Raw genomic sequence first — 16724 nt, 5'->3', positions numbered from 1 at the left:
AAGGATTCAAGGTTTTTCCGTTTGGGCAGTTCATTCTTTTACGCTTGCTTCTTCTGTCCTTATATGAATGTGTCCTAGCTTATCTGGATTAACCATTAAATAAAAATTCTGAATATGCTCCCCGTCCGGTGCCAGTCTGAGACACAAGGTTTCTCTCACTTCACCGTCTTTCAGAAATGCCAGCTGAACCTCACCATTGATGACCGTGTGGACCACATCTCTTTCTCGTAAAACGGTTAATACCCGACGAGAGGTCAACAGTGCGAGAACGCCTTTGCGTACAACCATCGGTCTCATCACCGTATGCACATTACCTCCACCATCTGACACGAATACAGGTTGTTCAGCCAGTAGTTCCAGCATAGCAGTCACATCGTAGGCGAGAAAAGCAGTTGTAAAACGTTCCAGCAGTTTTACCCGGGAAGAGTTATTTATATTAGGACTGATTGGAGCTTCAGGAGCAGAGTCTCCGGAAGATAGAATACGACGGGAGCGACTGAACAACTGACGACAATTGCTCTCGGTCTTGCCCAGTAATTCCGCAATATCTTTATAATCATACTGAAAAGCTTCTCTCAGCACAAAAACAGCCCGTTCTATCGGCTTTAGCTGCTCCAGCAGAACCAGAAATGCGTAAGATATCATATCTTTACGTTCTAACCAATCGGCAGGAAGATCCGCGCTTTCACCCAACGGCTCTGGTAGCCACTGTCCTACATACGTCTCTCTTTGCTTGCGCGCAGAATTCAGTAGATTGAGACACCGATTCATCGTCATTTTGGCTACATAGGCTTTGGGGTTCTGTATGTCATTCAGGGGCTTATGCTCCAGCTCGACAAAGCAGTCTTGAACGACATCCTCGGCATCTGTAACCGTTCCAAGCATGCGATAAGCAATGGCAAAAGAATATTTGCGATATTTCTGATACAGCTCCTCCAGACTTACATCCACCGATTCCTGTTCAATTCCGTATTCTTTGCCAGACAAAGCATAGCCCCCTATTCATTAAAGACTGCCTGGATACATCCCGGTCGCTATGGCAATCCGGTTCCAGCTGTTGATCACATTAATTGCGGTAATCAAATCTACGTACTCTTCCTCTGTAAAATGTTCTCTGACCCGATTATACAAGTCTGTAGGTACCCCTTGCTCTGAGATATGAGTGACCGCTTCGGCTAATTCAAGCATAGCACGTTCTTTTTCCGTGAACAAAGGAACCTCCCGCCATAAAGCAAGCTGCAAAATATGGTCAGCATAATCGCCTAGTTTTAGCAAATCCTTTGCATGCATATCAAGACAATAGGAACAGCCATTGATTTGGGATACTCTAATTTTCAATAGTTCGTACAATACTTTGTCTGTAAAACGGCCGGAAATATATTTTTCCATCTCCATCATTGCCTTGAATGTACTAGGACTCACTGCTCTGTGATTAAATCTTAAACTCACGATACATCGCCTCCATTATTGGTTTACATATAGAAGACAAATGAACATGTGGTTTTGTGACAAAGTGCAATACATCAATTTGGAATTGCCCTCAGTAGGCATAGCATGTATTATAAATAAATGATTTTATGTAAAGAAGGTGTACATCACATGAGCGGAAAAGGTTTTATTAAAGAATTTAAAGAATTCGCTGTACGGGGTAACGTGATTGACCTCGCGGTCGGCGTTATCATTGGTGGTGCGTTTGGCAAGATTGTCACTTCTGTGGTGAACGATATTATTATGCCTCCGATTGGTAAACTTCTGGGCGGCATGAATTTTCCAGACTTATATGTAGCTTTACAAGCCGCCGATCCTCTAAATGCTGACGGTACACGCAAAACCCTAGCACAAGCCAAAGAAGCAGGAATTGCGGTCCTTGCCTATGGTCAGTTTATTAATGTCCTGCTGGACTTTCTCATCGTGGCCTTCTGTGTGTTCATGCTCGTCAAAGGGATTAACATGCTGAAGCGCAAAGAGGAAGAAAAACCTCTGGAGGAAAAAACGATCAAGGAATGCCCACATTGCCTGTCGGAAATTCCTATAGCTGCTACCCGCTGTGCACATTGCACATCCAAGCTAGAGGGATTCGTTGAATCACGCTGACTCAACCTACACTCCTATGAATACAACAAACGGCTTAAGACGGTGGTTCGTCTTAAGCCGTTTTGGCATCGTATAGAAATCCCATTAATTGAAGTTGGTAATAATACCCCGAGGTCTGACTGGCAAACCTTCTGCGTACAAATGGGAGACATCACCGAAGCCAATGCAACGGGGAACTGCCCATTCCTTGGAGCGTTCATCAAACAAGATGGTGGTTACAGAGCTAGGCGGCATCCAAAAACCGGACCAGACCAAAGCCAAAGGTAGTTCCAACAGATGTGCAAGCCAGGTCAGCCCGAAGCCGCCATGACAAAATACGGCTACCCTGTCTTCGGTATGCTTCAAAATTCGGTACCTGCCCTCCACCCGCTCAAAGCCTTGCCGCTTCAGGAATTCATCAGAATGAACCTTCAGTCGCTCGAAGGTTTCGGGACTTTGCGTCCCCTGATAATAGGAAATTTCCTTCCAAGAGTCATGAGTCGGCAGAGGCGACCCGGAACGAATCACTTCACCAGGCAAATCCCAATGGGAAAGACGACCGTATGGAGTATCCTCCAGCTTTAGAGCCAGCTCCTGCGTCCAGTCCTCCACTTCATAAGTCATACCGAGAGAGTCGGTGGTGTAGCGCATTGTGTCCAAAGCCCGCCCTAACGGAGAGACGTAAATACGGTCCAATCCATGACTGGACAGTCGTTTGGCCAGTGCCTTGGCTTCCAAATGTCCCTCCGGCGTGATGGTGTTGTTAGGGTAATCAGGGTCTGCATGTCGGATAATATACAATCTCATCATTGGTTCTCCGTTCCTAAGAATGGCGACAGGATCGCTTGATCTCATTCCATCGGTTAGCTCTCCTGATCTTTAATTAATGTTTATTCAGCAAATTTTCCAAAATCGCGCGCAAATCTCTGTCTTCTTGGTAAACTTCCTCACCCGTATCCAGCTCAATAACCCGGATATATGTATAGTTCGCTCTGGCATCGACTGGTTTAAAAATCAATTCCTCCGGGTTGTCTGGACGCACATCATAGCCCATATTTTTGAACATATCTGTTATTTGGTCAATCCCCGGCTTGCCTCCGCTTTCCAGCATAATCAGCCCGCGCAGTTCTTTGGGCTCCTCTGGATGCATCACTCGGAAATGTACAATACATTCCATGTAAAATCGCTCCTTTCAATCATAAACCTATGTTATGGCGCAAATCTCCATGTTCCCAGCATACCCCAAAAGCTACTCCACATTCCACATCGACCATCATATCGTCAGGGTGGAAAACACGTTATACTGTAAAGTAAGACTTTGATTTTCTGCTGATTATAGGAGGAACCACGATGACTAGCGAGCTTCTGGATATCTATGACGATGAAGACAACCCCCTTGGCACAGCCTCTCGACAGGAAGCACATGCCAAGGGATACTGGCACCATACCTTTCACTGCTGGCTGGCACGAGACACTTCGACAGGCCGCCGCTTGCTATTCCAACAGCGTCAGGATACAAAGGACACCTTCCCCGGATGCTACGATATTACAGCAGCAGGGCATTTGACCTCAGGCGAAGATATGTCCCAGGCAGCTCGCGAGCTGGAGGAAGAACTGGGCATTCATGTTCCCTTTACCTCCTTAACACCGCTGATGACCGTTCGGTATGAAAGTAAAGGTACCGCACAGGGCACCTCTTTTTGGGATCGGGAGATCAGCTCGGTGTTTGGACTGCTGTCCAACCAGCCCCTGGAAGCCTATTGTCTCCAGCAGGAAGAAGTAGCTGGACTGTACGAAGCAGACCTTGAGCAAGCACTGGCCCTGTTTGAAGGCCATATTCCATTTATCGAAGCCCAAGGTATTACGTCGGGGCCGAACCCGGAAAAAACTCGCCGCCTGATTACACCGGATCAATTTGTGCCTCATCAAGCGGGCTATATTACATCTGTATGCCGGGCTCTAATGGAACTTCCCTCCCAGTAGTCCTTAACCTATTCTCCGGCTGACATATATTTGCCGACAATGCCTTCATACCGCCAGCCATATCGGGTCGACAGCTCGCTGCCCATATCATGCTCCAGTTCATACAAAATAAGATCCTGAGCAAAATGATCAAGCAGCAAACCTGTCATCACCGGATGCTCGGTAATAAGCGCCTGTGTCGGGCAATTCTCTCCCCGCATTCCCAGCATGCACCAACGCCGGTCAATAACAAAGGAAAACTTGCGCCCTGACGGTTCCTGGCCGTTTGTACCAGATGCACGCGGTAGCCACGGCCCCAACATGCTTTCTCCGTTGTCGCAGGACCATAGGAGTCGCACACCCCGACTCTCGGCTTTTTTCAACTCTTCCCGCAGCAGTTCGGCTTCCTCACGCCACAAATCCAGCACAATCTCATGCTTAGCCCGTTCCAGCTCGCGTGTCAGGCTTTCCAGCACCTTCCGGTCACCTTCCACGTTATAAAAGGTCGGCTTGGCTGGTTCTGTTCGTGGCATCTCCTTCTCCACCGCCAGCAGGGATTCCCGCATCTGCCCTTCAATCATCCGGGTCAGCTCACCCGGCGGCAGCATGCTGTAGCGTACAGGTTCTCCTGCACTCGCTCTGAGATATCCCTGTCCGGCCAAACGCTGCAAAGCTGCGTACACGTTGGAGCGCGATGCCCCCAAACGCTTAGCCACTTCATAGCCGGACGCTGCATTTTGTCTCGAAAGCTCGACCATCACCTTGGCTTCCATCTCCGTAAAACCCAGATTCCGCAGATGTTGCAGCAAACGCTCCATATGTTCTGTTCCCCCTATGCTGCCCGGCGTTATGTCTGTGTCCTGCGGCAGCCTGTTCGGCTGCGTCAAATCTGTTCAGCTCCACAGCGCGGACACCATTTGGAGCCTTTGGGTAGTTCCGCTGTGCAGATTTGGCATTTTACATTTTCGCGTATTTGCGTAGACGGTGTTGCCGGCTTCTCGGACCCGGAATTGTTGGCCTTCCAATATCGAATGCGCTCATCCAGCTCCTCTTGACGCTCCCGCTCACGTTCCAGTTCTTCAAGACGCTGGTGTTCTTTCTCCAGTTCTTCCTGACGACGGCGCTCCCACTCTTCATCAAATGCCGCTTTTTCTTCCGGAGTAAAATCAGACACCGTGTAATTGCGGTCAAATTCCGTTGGATCATGCGTTTCATACCGCTCATCCTGTTCATGCCGATCGATGACTTCATCTACTGCATACTCCGTGTAAGCAGGCGCAGCATCCTTCACTGCCTCTGACTTGCGCAGATCAAACGAATAGGCGTCTGTCGGCACCTCTTCCCGCACGGCCGCTACTTGCTTGGAGGCAGCCTGCCCTTCATTCAGCTTGCGTCCGCATTTGGGGCAAAAGTTCGCATCCAGCGGCACAACTGCACCACAAGTACATAAATGGGCATTTTTCAATTCTGCAATTCTACTACGCAGCTCATCAATTTCATCCTGAAGCTCATCACAAGCAGTAGACAACTGTGTCATCTCGGTTTCAGCCACTGACATATCGGCCGCCCGATAGCCTTCGTAAAAGATTTGACCCATTCGTAAAAAGTGTACATCCATTTCCTGCTGAATTGTTGTAATTTGCGAATTGATCTTACTAATCTCGACAGCATGCTGCGCCTTTTCTGTTGCGCGATTAGCGCCTTCTTTTATACGTTGAATCAGCTTCATCGTTATTTCCTCCCCATATCCAGCCGGATTTCACTGTACCGTCCGTATATCCCAAAGTTTTTTTCTGTTGGCAAGCCTCGAACTCCTGTATAATGGAATGCGGTCATATTGCCTGTTTGAAGGCTATAGGCATTGGCGTCAACCTATTAACATTCTGACGCTCCAGCTCTAGATCCGCATGAATTCAGTATCATTTTAGTCCATCGCCTTGTTCTTATCATCATCTAAAGCTGACTAGAACTCTATCATACCAAAAACTACCCCCATTTGTGAAAATGGAAGATTTTAAGAACGAAAGGGGTTTCAGGATCATGAACCCAAATCCTGCATTTTACCCCCGACCCATCGGGGTTCCTTATTCAACGACGAGCCCTCAGGCACGTCGAGCTTCTATGGATACCAGTATAACGCTGGTACCCGACAGCGACCAAGACGCAGCCTATTTTCGTGCTATAGAGAACGCCGGCATTCATCTGAACCGCCCGCAGATTCAGGCTGTACGCCATGGTAAAGGCCCCCTTCTCACCCTGGCAGGGGCTGGCTGCGGCAAAACCACGGTGCTGGCAGCCCGTGCAGGCTACCTTATGGCGATGCGGGATGTCCCTGCATCTTCCATCCTGCTGGTGACCTTCACCAGCAAAGCAGCTGCCGAAATGAAGCTGCGCATCGCGGGATTACCCGGTGTGCGACCTGCCGCTGCACGCGCAGTACAGGCGCGTACCTTCCACTCATTCGCTTTGGCGATGCTGCGTCATCGCGGCGTGCAAGACGAAGTGTTCGGTGAAACGCAGGCCCAACATACCGTTATGAAAATGATGCTACGCCAGCTTGGACTGAGTGAGGCTTTCCAGCCGGAAAGCCTGCTGTCCGCACTCTCCGCCTGGAAAGCGGAAGGCCGTAGCGCAGACGAGTTGCCGGAAACCATGCGCGAGGAAGCGGATGCCAAGCGTGCCATGCTCGCCTATGAAGCGTGGAAACAGGAACGCAATAAGATGGATTTTGACGATATTCTGCTACGTGCCTCTGTTCTCCTGCGTGACCCGGATGTGCTTCAGCCGCTTCAACGGCGTTTTTCCTATATCATGGTGGATGAATTCCAGGATACGAATGCCCTGCAATACGAAATGGTGCAGCGATTGGCTGCGAGGCATCGCAATCTGATGGTCGTCGGAGATGATGACCAGACGATCTATACCTTTAACGGAGCCCGCCAGGATTCCATTCTGGAATTTGACAAGGTCTATAAAGATGCAAAGGTCATCACCCTTGATATTAATTATCGTAGTGATGCGCGCATTTTGGGGCTGGGTTCCAACATCGTCGCTAAAAATGTTCATCGACGTTCCAAACGTCTTGCGGCTGCCGGGCGTGAGGGCTTGCCGCCACAGTTTGCCACCCCATCCGGGCCTGAGGAAGAGGCGGGACATATTGTTACTCATCTACTCGGACAGGTAGAGGAAGGTCGGCTTCGCTACCGGGATATCGCTATTTTGCACCGGACAGCCAGCGGAAGCAGATCTATTTTTGAGCAATTGATTATGCGGGATGTCCCATTTATTCAGTACGGAGCGGGAGCCGTATTTTACGATCAATCTCTGATTCGTCCCTTAATGGACCACTTGCGTCTGTCGCTGAATCCCCGGCGAATGGAATCTATTCCAAGCACCCTTGGACCGCTGTATGTCTCTCGTGAGGCCGGAATGGAATGGATTATGCGTGAAGAGAAGAAGCAGGCTAAAAAATACCCGCTAATCCACCTCAGCCGTTGGGATCGACTACGTGATTTTCAGCGTGAACAGGTGAAAGAACGCATTCGATTGATTCGCAGTCTCACTACCATGAAGCCTGCCTATGCCATTCAAGAAATGCGGCGCGTCTTTTATGACAAATATTTGGAAAGCGGAGATACAGGCGCATGGACACATTATAAGGAAACGATGCAAGAAAGTCTGGAGGAGCTCGAAACGGCAGCCAAGCGCTTTGACACGGTAGAGGCATTCGTCAACTTTGCGGACGAGCTTTCCGAGCGCCACCGCCAGATGGAATCTCTGCGCAGAGAGGAAGACAGCGATGCTGTTCGGCTCATGACGATCCACCGAGCCAAGGGACTAGAGTTCCCTTGCGTATATTGGATCGGGGCCAGCGAAGGCATCCTGCCGCACAGCTCAGCTCTACACAGCGAGCTGCCAGAGGATCGTCGGGCAGGCGCCGCCCCCGCAACAGCCGTGGATAACGATGCTGCGCTGGAGGAAGAGCGTCGCCTCGCTTACGTAGCCGTTACCCGGGCGAAGGAGCTGCTGTATATCACCTCCCCTGCCTCCAATCACGGCAAGCCTGCCGCCGTGTCGCGTTTTCTGCTGGAAGCCTATGGGGTCACCCCTGAAGTCTCCAAACCAGAAACGCGCCGCAGTAGCTTCGGCCAACCGAAGGGTACTTCGGGGTATGGCAGCCGGGCTGGCGGTGGTTCGCCAATGTCTGGCACGGCAACCCGTGTGAGCAGCAGGCCGGGACCAGCCCCAGCAACCCCTACAGCACGTACGGCTTCGGCGGCGGCTAAGTCGCAGACAGAGCCACGCGTCAATGTGCCTGTGTGGAAATGCACGGACGCCGCCTGCAAGGCATGGATGCGGCGCGACACAGTAGGTGGACGCCGCACAACGGAGACCAATGCAGGCACGCCGCCGGTGTGTCCGCTTTGCTCCTCCCCGATGACGGAGGGAACGCGCAACATCCCGGCCAGATAAATGTGAGGCGCACATAGCCGGATGGAACTGTCTTTTGCGAAAATAAGTTTTAGACAGACTAAATAAAATAAATAACGGCAGACTAGGATGTGAGAATAAAATCCTAGTCTGCCGTTTTTTTATATATAATTTTATCTAAGTTAAAGTTACAGTTTAGGCACAGCGCATTCAGGAAACAAGAACGAAAACTAATAAAAGGAGAGAACATATAATGAAACTTTCAGGAAATACAATACTAATTACCGGTGGAAGTACTGGAATAGGATTAGCCTTTGCAGAACGATTTTTAAAAGCTGGAAATAAAGTCATTGTTTCTGGACGGCGTGAACATGTACTTCAAAAAGCGAAAGAGAAATTGCCTAGCCTTATTACTCATGTAAGTGATTTGAATATGGAATCCGAGCGTATAGCTTTATCGGATTGGGTAACAGCCAACTATCCAGAAGTAAATGTGTTAGTTAACAACGCCGGTATCCAGCAACGCTTTAACGTTCTAAAAACGGATGTAAAAAGCAATTGGGATTATTTCAGTAAAGAAATCACCACTAACATTGAAGCACCTTTCCATCTATCCATGTTGTTCGCTCCCTATTTTGCAACAAAAGAAGAGGCGACTATCATTAACGTCACTTCTGGGTTAGCTTTTACGCCGTTTGTGATTGCTCCGATTTATTCAGCAACGAAAGCGGCACTTCATTCCTTTACAATCAGCCTAAGACACCAGCTTTCTGATACGTCTGTAGAGGTAATTGAGGTTGTCCCGCCAGCAGTAAATACAAATTTAGGTGGAGCAGGGTTGCATACGCATGGAGAGCCGTTAGATGCCTTCGCAGATGGAATTTTCAAAGGATTAGAAGAGGGGAAAATAGAGATCGGATATGGTACTTCTGTGGCTCGCTTACGCATGTCACGAAATGAAGTCGACGAACACGTAGAAAATATGTACAAGGCAACGAAAAATTCAATTGAATAACACGCTTATGAGATTGATATAAAAAGAAAAACTCGCCACTATAAAGGCGAGTTTTTCTCCATATTGTATTCAAGCAAAGTCTGGCCTAGTTCGTCAATCAATAGATAGTTTAAAATCAACAATCGTTTGCTCAGCCGTGACCTCATATCCTAATCCTTTGTAAAGTTGTACAGCAGCCTGGTTCTCCTCCAGTACTCCCAGATAGACATCTGATGATAGTGTTCTACCCAGTTTTGTAAGTTGGCTCGTCAAGTGCTTTGCTAGTCCTTTCCCCCTGTGAGCAGAGCTTGTATATATGTTTCCGAGCTCCACGAGCTTAGAACCATAAAAGTGGAAGCCGCCTGCGGCAATAAAATGGCCACATTCCTTGATCCCAAGGAAAGGATATTGTTCAAGTTCGCTGCTCGTAAAAAATTTCATGCCCCCATTTCGCAATAAATCCACTATATCTGAAATGTCATTTTCCTTAACTAGCTCAGCCACGTTTGAATCGAGCAGTTTCGATTGATCCCTATGCTTCATTGTTAAGAAACGTTGTGGGTTACCCGTTATGAGCCCATGAGACTGAAAAAGTTGTAGGTCACAATCACCCAGGATTGTACCACAAACGGTATTTTTCTTAAGTTGAATGAGTTCCTCTGTAAAAGCAATAAGTGCTGGAAAGTTAAGTTTCTCTCGGTTTATGCAGTGGAAAGAAAACGCAGGGAAGGAGAGCCCACAAAAGTATGCTAAGACCCCTGTCAGCTTGTCATCTACATATTGACCAACAAATTTAGCCTGCTCCTTACGTTGAGTTAAATAGCTATAGAATAACAAGTGTTGATCCCTATGAATCTGGCCCGTTAATTGATAAATAGTTTCGTAGGTAAGCAGTCGATGAGAAATCATGTATTAATCCCTTTCATTTCCATGTGGGTAATCTTCTTATTGGCATGATACCACAAATTGAAACTATCCTTCCCGCTTACCCTATATAGCCTTAATAATCTTGGGTTATACATTTCAAAAAATATATGAAGATTGCTTGCCACCAGAGTATAAAAATCCATAATTTAAGGATGATTTTCTCCGAAATTCATTGTATGGTTCCTGCCTCGCCTCTAATTTATGATGAAATTAAAGAGAGGTGAGGTGCCAAAAAACGAATACCAAATATTGAAAACGCATACAAGGGAAGAAAAAAATTCTTAAAAGTGCAAGCTGGTTTTTAATCACCCGCCATCGATTACTTCAAAGTGTACTTCGTATGTACGCACTAATGAAAGCGTTTTCTGAATTATACTTTGCAGGTCAATTCAGGCGGTAACAACGACTAATTTCAAGGAGTGAGTCATATGCCAGATCATTGGAAACAAAGGTTTTTCGGTATTCTCAGTTTTGTTGTCTTATCCTTTTTGTTGATATCTCTCAATTTAATCCCAGGCTTAGCAAAAGCAGAATCATCTCACTTGTTCACCGATGCTGAAGACCGAACGACGATGAATACAAGTCAAGATTCATCCACTAACGACAATTCCTCTTCTATCGTCGTCAGCTCCAAAGATGCAATTCTTCAAGGTTACGGTGTAGAAAAACGGGATACACCTTATACCGGCGATACGCTTTATAAAGGCGATGGCTATGTATCCTTCTTTTATGACTACGACCCAAATTCCGGCAAGTCCGACGGGACGGCCACGTTTAAAGTGAACGTGCCTACAGCAGGTCTTTATAGACTGAGCCTCGGCTACTACATTCCGGCGGGCACTGGCTCCAAGGATACCAGCATCGAGGTCAATGGCACAATGTCTGAGAACATAACGCTGGCTGCTCCTCCGAAAGGTGCGGCAGTGAACGAGAAAATATTAACCAAGATCATGCTGAATGCCGGCACAAACGAGCTTACTTTTGCAAGAGGCTGGGGATATTACGGGATCGAATACGTGAAGGTTGAATTCGCCAATCTGCCTGCTGCAATTAGCAAAATGGAAGCCGAAGACGGAGTCATTACTGGTGAGGTCAAGATCGAAGCTGCTGATACAGGCTATTCGGGTAGCGGTTACGCAGCCTTCAAAAGCACAGGTTCGTTAACCTTTGCCTATAATGCACCTTCAAGCGGGCTTTACAATCTTGCAATCGGTTACAGTAACCCCAATGGAGACAAAAAGACCCAATTGGTGGTCAACGGCCAGACCAGCGAAATATCACTGCCGACAACAGCAAGCTACACAGAGGTATCCGGCGGTAAACTGATGCTGAATTCGGGAAACAATATCTTACAGTTCAATGTCGACTCGGACCAATATCATATCGATTACGTCAAGCTATCAGCAGTGTCCCCCCCGAAACTGCATCAAATTGAGAAAAAGCCAGTAAACCCGAATGCGACTGCGGAAACCAAGGCACTCATGGGTTATCTCGTGGATAGTTACGGCAGCCACATTCTTTCCGGTCAGCACACTTTGGAGGATGCACAGTGGATTAAAGACCAAACTAGTAAGTATCCTGCCATGTTATCAATGGACATGATGGATTATTCCCCCTCTCGCATCGAGCATGGCGCCACCTCAACTGAGGTGGAAAAGGCAATTCAATGGGCCCAAGAAGGTGGACTTGTCACATTCGCATGGCACTGGAATGCTCCTAAGGGACTGTATGATATTCCCGGTAAAGAATGGTGGCGCGGGTTTTACACGGACGCTACTACATTCGACGTTCAATATGCACTTAGTCATCCCGAGTCGGAAGAGTATCAGCTTATCCTAAGGGATATCGATGCCATTGCTGCTCAGTTGAAACGCCTCCAAGACGCTCACGTTCCGGTGCTGTGGAGACCGCTGCACGAGGCGGAGGGCAAATGGTTCTGGTGGGGCGCCCAAGGTCCAGACTCCGCCAAGCAGCTATACCGTATCATGTACGACCGCCTAACACACTACCATCACCTGAACAACCTGATCTGGGTATGGAACTCCGAGAGTCCCGACTGGTATCCAGGGGATGATGTCGTCGATATTGTAAGTGTGGATATCTACAACCAGGCGGCTAATTATAGCCCAAGTATTGGCAAGTACGACAGTTTGGTAAATCTCGTGCAGGGTAAGAAGCTGGTTGGTCTGTCTGAAAACGGCCCGATTAGCGATCCCGAATTGCTTCAAACATATTCAGCGCATTGGCTCTTTTTCACGACATGGACGGGCGACTTCATCCGCAATGGACAATATAACTCCCTGGATCATCTCATAAAAGTGTTCAACAGCGATTACGTGATCACGAGGGATGAGCTTCCTCAAGACCTGCTTACTTTATCCAAAAATAAAGCGGAGTAAGACGCTTTTATGAGAATTACCGTATCCGTAACTATACCGTCCCGTCAGCGTCATGAAGTAACGAAGTAGTCTACTTTAAACAAACAGCGGCCACCTCTAAAATATCCGGGGTAGCCGCTGTTTGTTTGTGCCTTGAGCAAAAGTCGTCTATGGCAAACCATTATGAAAAAGGACCGTCTCCTTTCCGGCAGGAAAGTGGAAGCGGCCCCGTTCTTTTATGTGAATCAAGTTAGTTAGTGGACCACAGCTTAATTCGGTCTTGGATATGCTTGGTAAAAGATTCTTCCATTTCTTGTACTCCGGCTTTCTCCAGTTCTGCCATGTAGGCATCCCAAACCTTGTCGAAGTTTTCCGGCTTGGTCATGACAGCTTCCGGAATTCGTTTCCATGTAATATCCTTCATCTTGGCTCCGAGAATAACAGCCGGATCGTCATTGGGAAGAGACATCGTGTAAGCTGCTCCGTATGCTCTCGGTTGGAATTCATCTTCCTTCGGGAATAGATCCTTCCAGTGCTCAATCTTATAGCCCTTCAGAACTTCCTTCTCCGACTTGTTATAAGTCGCCGTCAGCAGTTCCGGATAACTACGAGTAAAATAGTTGCCAGTTGAGTCCTTGATGCCATCACCATAATGGACCATCAAGTTCCAATATAGACCGATTCCGGACTCTTTTTGGAAAGCCGCATTGTCATTGTTCATCCGTTCAAGTACAGCCGGAATAATCGTCCGTTTGCCGTCTTTAACCGTGTAATGCTTGCCTTCAATTCCCCAGTTATTCAGGACTTGACCCTCTTCCGATGCCAGATAATCGAGGAATTTAATAGCGCGTACCGGGTCCTTGCACTTGCTTGAGATCGAGATTCCGTATCCCCCATCAAAACCAGGCAGCCAGAAGTTGGTATCCTTGTACTCCTTGCTCATGGTGACTGGGTAATGACCGTAAGTCTGGTCGAATTTGCCTTCCGCCTTCAGTGCATTTTGTCCATCGCCATAGTCCCATTCTGGATCGGCTAGACCCAGTACGCGGCCAGAAGCCACTTTTGCCTTAAACTGATCGGTCTTCTGCACGAAGCTTTCCGAATCAAGCAATCCAATGGCATTCATGTGATTTAACCAACGGAAATATTCCTTTTCTTCCGGTCGGCGGAAATGATAAGTCGCTTGGTGTGTTTTTTGATCAATGTAGTATTCGCCGTCGTCTGGTCCCCCGGTCGTTTGGAAGCCTGAGTTGGTTACCTGGTACATATGCCAATCGTCGGCATTTAGGGACAGTCCGATATTTTTGTTGCCATTTTCGTCCGTCGGATGCTTGGTTATATAGTCCTTAATGACTTTTTCGAAATCCTGTACTGTACGAATGTCCGGGAATCCCGCTTCCTTGACGACACGGTGCTGGAGTTTAAATCCTACGTCGGGTTTGATTTTTTCTTCTTCGACAGCGGACCAGGTCGGAATAACATAGATGGATTGGTCATCTAAACTGTACTTCGCCCGAACAAGCTTGTCTCCTAGCATTTTTTTGATGTTTGGTGCATGTTTGTCGATCAAATCCGTCAAATCAATGATTGCGCCAGCATCGACAAGTTTGCCGACATCCGCCTTAGCAGCGATTAAATCAGGATAGTTTCCTGTGGCTGCAATCAATGAAATCTTTTGGACCGGGTCGCCGACAGCGAATTCAGCATCTAGAGTTACTCCGGTTTTTTCCGCGATGACCTTGCCGACTTCATCCTTCATATTATTCCAATTCGTGCTGGAGTCTTCCGAAAAATAAGTAAGCGTGATGTCACCTGTAGTTACGGCCTTGGTAGCCTCAGACGGATTATTACCGCTGCACCCTACTAGGGTAGCCACTAAAGTCAGTGACATTACGAAAGATACGATCATTCTGTTTTTTCTTGACTTCATGGAGCGAACCCTCCCTGTATAATGAATGTTTGCTGCTTCGTTTTAGCTTTTTACCGCTCCAAGCGTCATACCTTTAACAAAATATTTTTGTAAAAAAGGATAGACGATAAGAATCGGCACGGTAACAATGATGGTAATTGCCATTTTAACCGATTCCGGGGATACCTGTGCCATACGTTCCGCCATATTGGCAGCGTCCTGGGAATTGGTTGCGCTTGTTGTCGTACTTTGCAAAATTTTCATCAATTCATATTGCAGGGTCGTCAACGATTCATTGGACCCATTAAACAGATAAGTATCGAACCAAGAGTTCCATTGCCCAACCGCCAAGAAGAGCGCTACGGTCGCTAATGCCGGTTTGCAAAGAGGAAGTATAACGCGCCAGTAGATTGTGAAATCGTTGGCACCATCCAGCTTGGCTGATTCCTGTAACGCATAAGGCAGACCGTCAATGAAGGAACGAATAATGAAGACGTTAAACGCACTTACAAGACCTGGTAAAATATAGACGGCAAATGTATCAATTAGATGCAGTTCCTTCATCAGGATAAAACCTGGAATTAACCCCCCGGAAACATACATAGTGACAGCAAGAAAGATGGAGATGAACCTTCTAGCTTGAAAATCACTTCGGGCAAGTGTATAAGCAAGCATCGAGCCGCTGACCAAACCCGCTACGGTGCCAATGATGGTCCGCAGAAAGGAGATCTTGAATCCAGTGATTAACCCCTCATAGGTGAAAATCAAATCGTAATTCTTCAACGTAAATTGCCTTGGCCAGATGGTGATTCCCCCTCTAATGGTGTCTACCGAATCGTTAAAAGAGATAGCCAGCACATTTAAGAACGGGTAGATCGTCAGAACGGTGACCACAATCATGAAAAGATAAACAACTACCCCCAGGATTCGGTCTTGTGGTGATTTCGCCTGAAGCTTGTTGTTTAATCCGCCGACCGGCGTAGTGCTTTTGACAGCCTCCATGTCCATTCTCCTCCTTACATAATGCTCTCGTTGGTATAGCGCTTAAAGATTCCGTTAGCCGCAAACAATAGGACTAGGCTTATCACCGAATTGAAAATATTAATGGCCGTTCCGAAAGAGTAACGTCCCATCGCCAGACCATAATTAAGCGCATACAAATCAAGTACTTCAGAGTAATCGATGACCAGGTGATTGCCCAGCAGAAATTGTTTCTCGAATCCCGTACCGAGCAGATGGCCAATAGACATAATCAGGAGAATGATAATGGTCGGCCGGATTCCCGGCAGCGTAATGTGCCACATTTGCTGGAATCGGCTAGCGCCGTCCACCCGCGCAGCCTCGTATAATTCAGGACCAATACCGGCGATGGCAGCCAGATAAATAATGGCGTTCCAACCCGTTTCCTTCCAGATGTCTCCGAAAGTTACAACCCACCAAAATAATTTACCTTGGGCCATAAACTGGACTGGCTGATCGATGATGCCTAGACCCATGAGCATATCGTTTACGACACCGCCATCCGCTGAAAGCATTTTGGTGACGATGCCTGCAGCAACCACCCATGAAACAAAGTGTGGCAGATAAGATACGGTCTGAACAAATCGTTTTATCACTTGTATGCGGACCTCGTTGAGCAATAGAGCAAAGACAACCGGTACAATAAAACCAGCAACCAGTCCCATAAGACTCATAGCCAACGTGTTCCGCAGTACTTGGTAGAAATGATCATCTTGGAACAAAGTACGAAAATGCTCCAAGCCCACCCACTTCTGTTCAAAAAAACTCAAACCGGGTCTGTATTTCTGAAATGCCATTGTCCAGCCCCATAGCGGCAAATACTGAAAGACGAAGACCCAAATAACAAACGGAATAGACATGTAGTAAAGATACCTTTGGCTTTTAAATACCTTCCAAGCATTCCTCTTCGTTTTTTTGTATACGTTTTCCGAATTTGCTGTTACCGCTTTCATTTTCTCATCCCCTCTCTTAAAATCCATCATAAAACAGAGGAGAGTCAGAGCCCAGATAACGGATTTCGGGAAAAATC

General features: G+C 47.4%; 15 protein-coding genes. 5 read left to right on the top strand and 10 right to left on the bottom strand.

The features are described from left to right. Positions 1-30 precede the first annotated feature (30 nt). Together HFE01_RS20305 and HFE01_RS20300 are read right to left on the bottom strand one after the other, a co-directional pair. Complete coding sequence (locus tag HFE01_RS20305) at positions 31-987, bottom strand: sigma-70 family RNA polymerase sigma factor (protein ID WP_017428007.1); 957 nt, start codon at positions 985-987, stop codon at positions 31-33. An 18-nt stretch (positions 988-1005) separates the two neighbouring features. Beyond that, the gene (locus tag HFE01_RS20300) at positions 1006-1449 is read right to left on the bottom strand and encodes a carboxymuconolactone decarboxylase family protein (protein WP_016819535.1); all 444 of its coding nucleotides are present in this window, start codon (positions 1447-1449) and stop codon (positions 1006-1008) included. A gap of 150 nt (positions 1450-1599) precedes the next feature. Between HFE01_RS20300 and mscL the strand changes: the two genes are divergently transcribed. Beyond that, positions 1600-2094, top strand: coding sequence for a large conductance mechanosensitive channel protein MscL (gene mscL, locus HFE01_RS20295; RefSeq protein ID WP_016819534.1), 495 nt, complete (start codon positions 1600-1602; stop codon positions 2092-2094). A gap of 84 nt (positions 2095-2178) precedes the next feature. Here mscL and HFE01_RS20290 read toward each other — a convergent pair whose 3' ends face one another. Then, on the bottom strand, positions 2179-2880 hold the full coding sequence (locus tag HFE01_RS20290) for a histidine phosphatase family protein (protein ID WP_016819533.1): 702 nt from the start codon (positions 2878-2880) through the stop codon (positions 2179-2181). 76 nt (positions 2881-2956) lie between these two features. Next, entirely contained in the window at positions 2957-3250 is a 294-nt protein-coding gene (locus HFE01_RS20285; RefSeq protein ID WP_016819532.1) for a hypothetical protein, read from the bottom strand. Positions 3251-3423: 173 nt separating this feature from the next. Between HFE01_RS20285 and HFE01_RS20280 the strand changes: the two genes are divergently transcribed. Then, positions 3424-4056 carry an NUDIX hydrolase gene (locus HFE01_RS20280; protein WP_016819531.1) on the top strand — a complete coding sequence of 211 codons (633 nt, stop codon included), beginning with the start codon at positions 3424-3426 and terminating at the stop codon, positions 4054-4056. An 8-nt stretch (positions 4057-4064) separates the two neighbouring features. Here HFE01_RS20280 and HFE01_RS20275 read toward each other — a convergent pair whose 3' ends face one another. Together HFE01_RS20275 and HFE01_RS20270 are read right to left on the bottom strand one after the other, a co-directional pair. After that, positions 4065-4853, bottom strand: a complete 789-nt coding sequence (locus HFE01_RS20275; protein WP_017428008.1) for a TrmB family transcriptional regulator — start codon at positions 4851-4853, stop codon at positions 4065-4067. A gap of 65 nt (positions 4854-4918) precedes the next feature. After that, on the bottom strand, positions 4919-5764 hold the full coding sequence (locus tag HFE01_RS20270; protein WP_016819529.1) for a zinc ribbon domain-containing protein: 846 nt from the start codon (positions 5762-5764) through the stop codon (positions 4919-4921). Positions 5765-6075: 311 nt separating this feature from the next. Here HFE01_RS20270 and HFE01_RS20265 point away from each other — a divergent pair, with 311 nt between their 5' ends. Both HFE01_RS20265 and HFE01_RS20260 read left to right on the top strand, forming a co-directional pair. Next, entirely contained in the window at positions 6076-8508 is a 2433-nt protein-coding gene (locus HFE01_RS20265; protein WP_016819528.1) for a UvrD-helicase domain-containing protein, read from the top strand. A gap of 211 nt (positions 8509-8719) precedes the next feature. Further along, on the top strand, positions 8720-9481 hold the full coding sequence (locus tag HFE01_RS20260; protein ID WP_167438614.1) for an SDR family oxidoreductase: 762 nt from the start codon (positions 8720-8722) through the stop codon (positions 9479-9481). A gap of 93 nt (positions 9482-9574) precedes the next feature. Here the strand turns inward: HFE01_RS20260 and HFE01_RS20255 are convergent, their stop codons facing one another. Then, positions 9575-10369 (bottom strand): GNAT family N-acetyltransferase, encoded by a 795-nt coding sequence (locus HFE01_RS20255; protein WP_167438615.1) that lies wholly within the window; start codon positions 10367-10369, stop codon positions 9575-9577. A gap of 446 nt (positions 10370-10815) precedes the next feature. Here HFE01_RS20255 and HFE01_RS20250 point away from each other — a divergent pair, with 446 nt between their 5' ends. Beyond that, entirely contained in the window at positions 10816-12786 is a 1971-nt protein-coding gene (locus HFE01_RS20250; protein WP_126666774.1) for a glycosyl hydrolase, read from the top strand. 229 nt (positions 12787-13015) lie between these two features. Here the strand turns inward: HFE01_RS20250 and HFE01_RS20245 are convergent, their stop codons facing one another. From HFE01_RS20245 to HFE01_RS20235, 3 genes are read right to left on the bottom strand one after another with little or no spacing between them, the layout of a single operon-like run. After that, positions 13016-14695 carry an ABC transporter substrate-binding protein gene (locus tag HFE01_RS20245; RefSeq protein WP_167438616.1) on the bottom strand — a complete coding sequence of 560 codons (1680 nt, stop codon included), beginning with the start codon at positions 14693-14695 and terminating at the stop codon, positions 13016-13018. Positions 14696-14737: 42 nt separating this feature from the next. Beyond that, positions 14738-15676: a carbohydrate ABC transporter permease gene (locus HFE01_RS20240; protein WP_016819521.1), complete on the bottom strand. Its 939-nt coding sequence runs from the start codon at positions 15674-15676 to the stop codon at positions 14738-14740. A gap of 14 nt (positions 15677-15690) precedes the next feature. Then, positions 15691-16647 (bottom strand): ABC transporter permease, encoded by a 957-nt coding sequence (locus HFE01_RS20235; RefSeq protein WP_167438617.1) that lies wholly within the window; start codon positions 16645-16647, stop codon positions 15691-15693. Between the last annotated feature and the right edge of the window lie 77 nt (positions 16648-16724).

This window comes from Paenibacillus sp. EKM10P (assembly GCF_011800655.1).
GTDB classification, from domain to species: Bacteria; Bacillota; Bacilli; order Paenibacillales; family Paenibacillaceae; genus Paenibacillus; species Paenibacillus polymyxa.
Note: the sequence above shows the minus strand (reverse complement) of the source record. Positions and strands in the feature narration are given on the sequence as shown.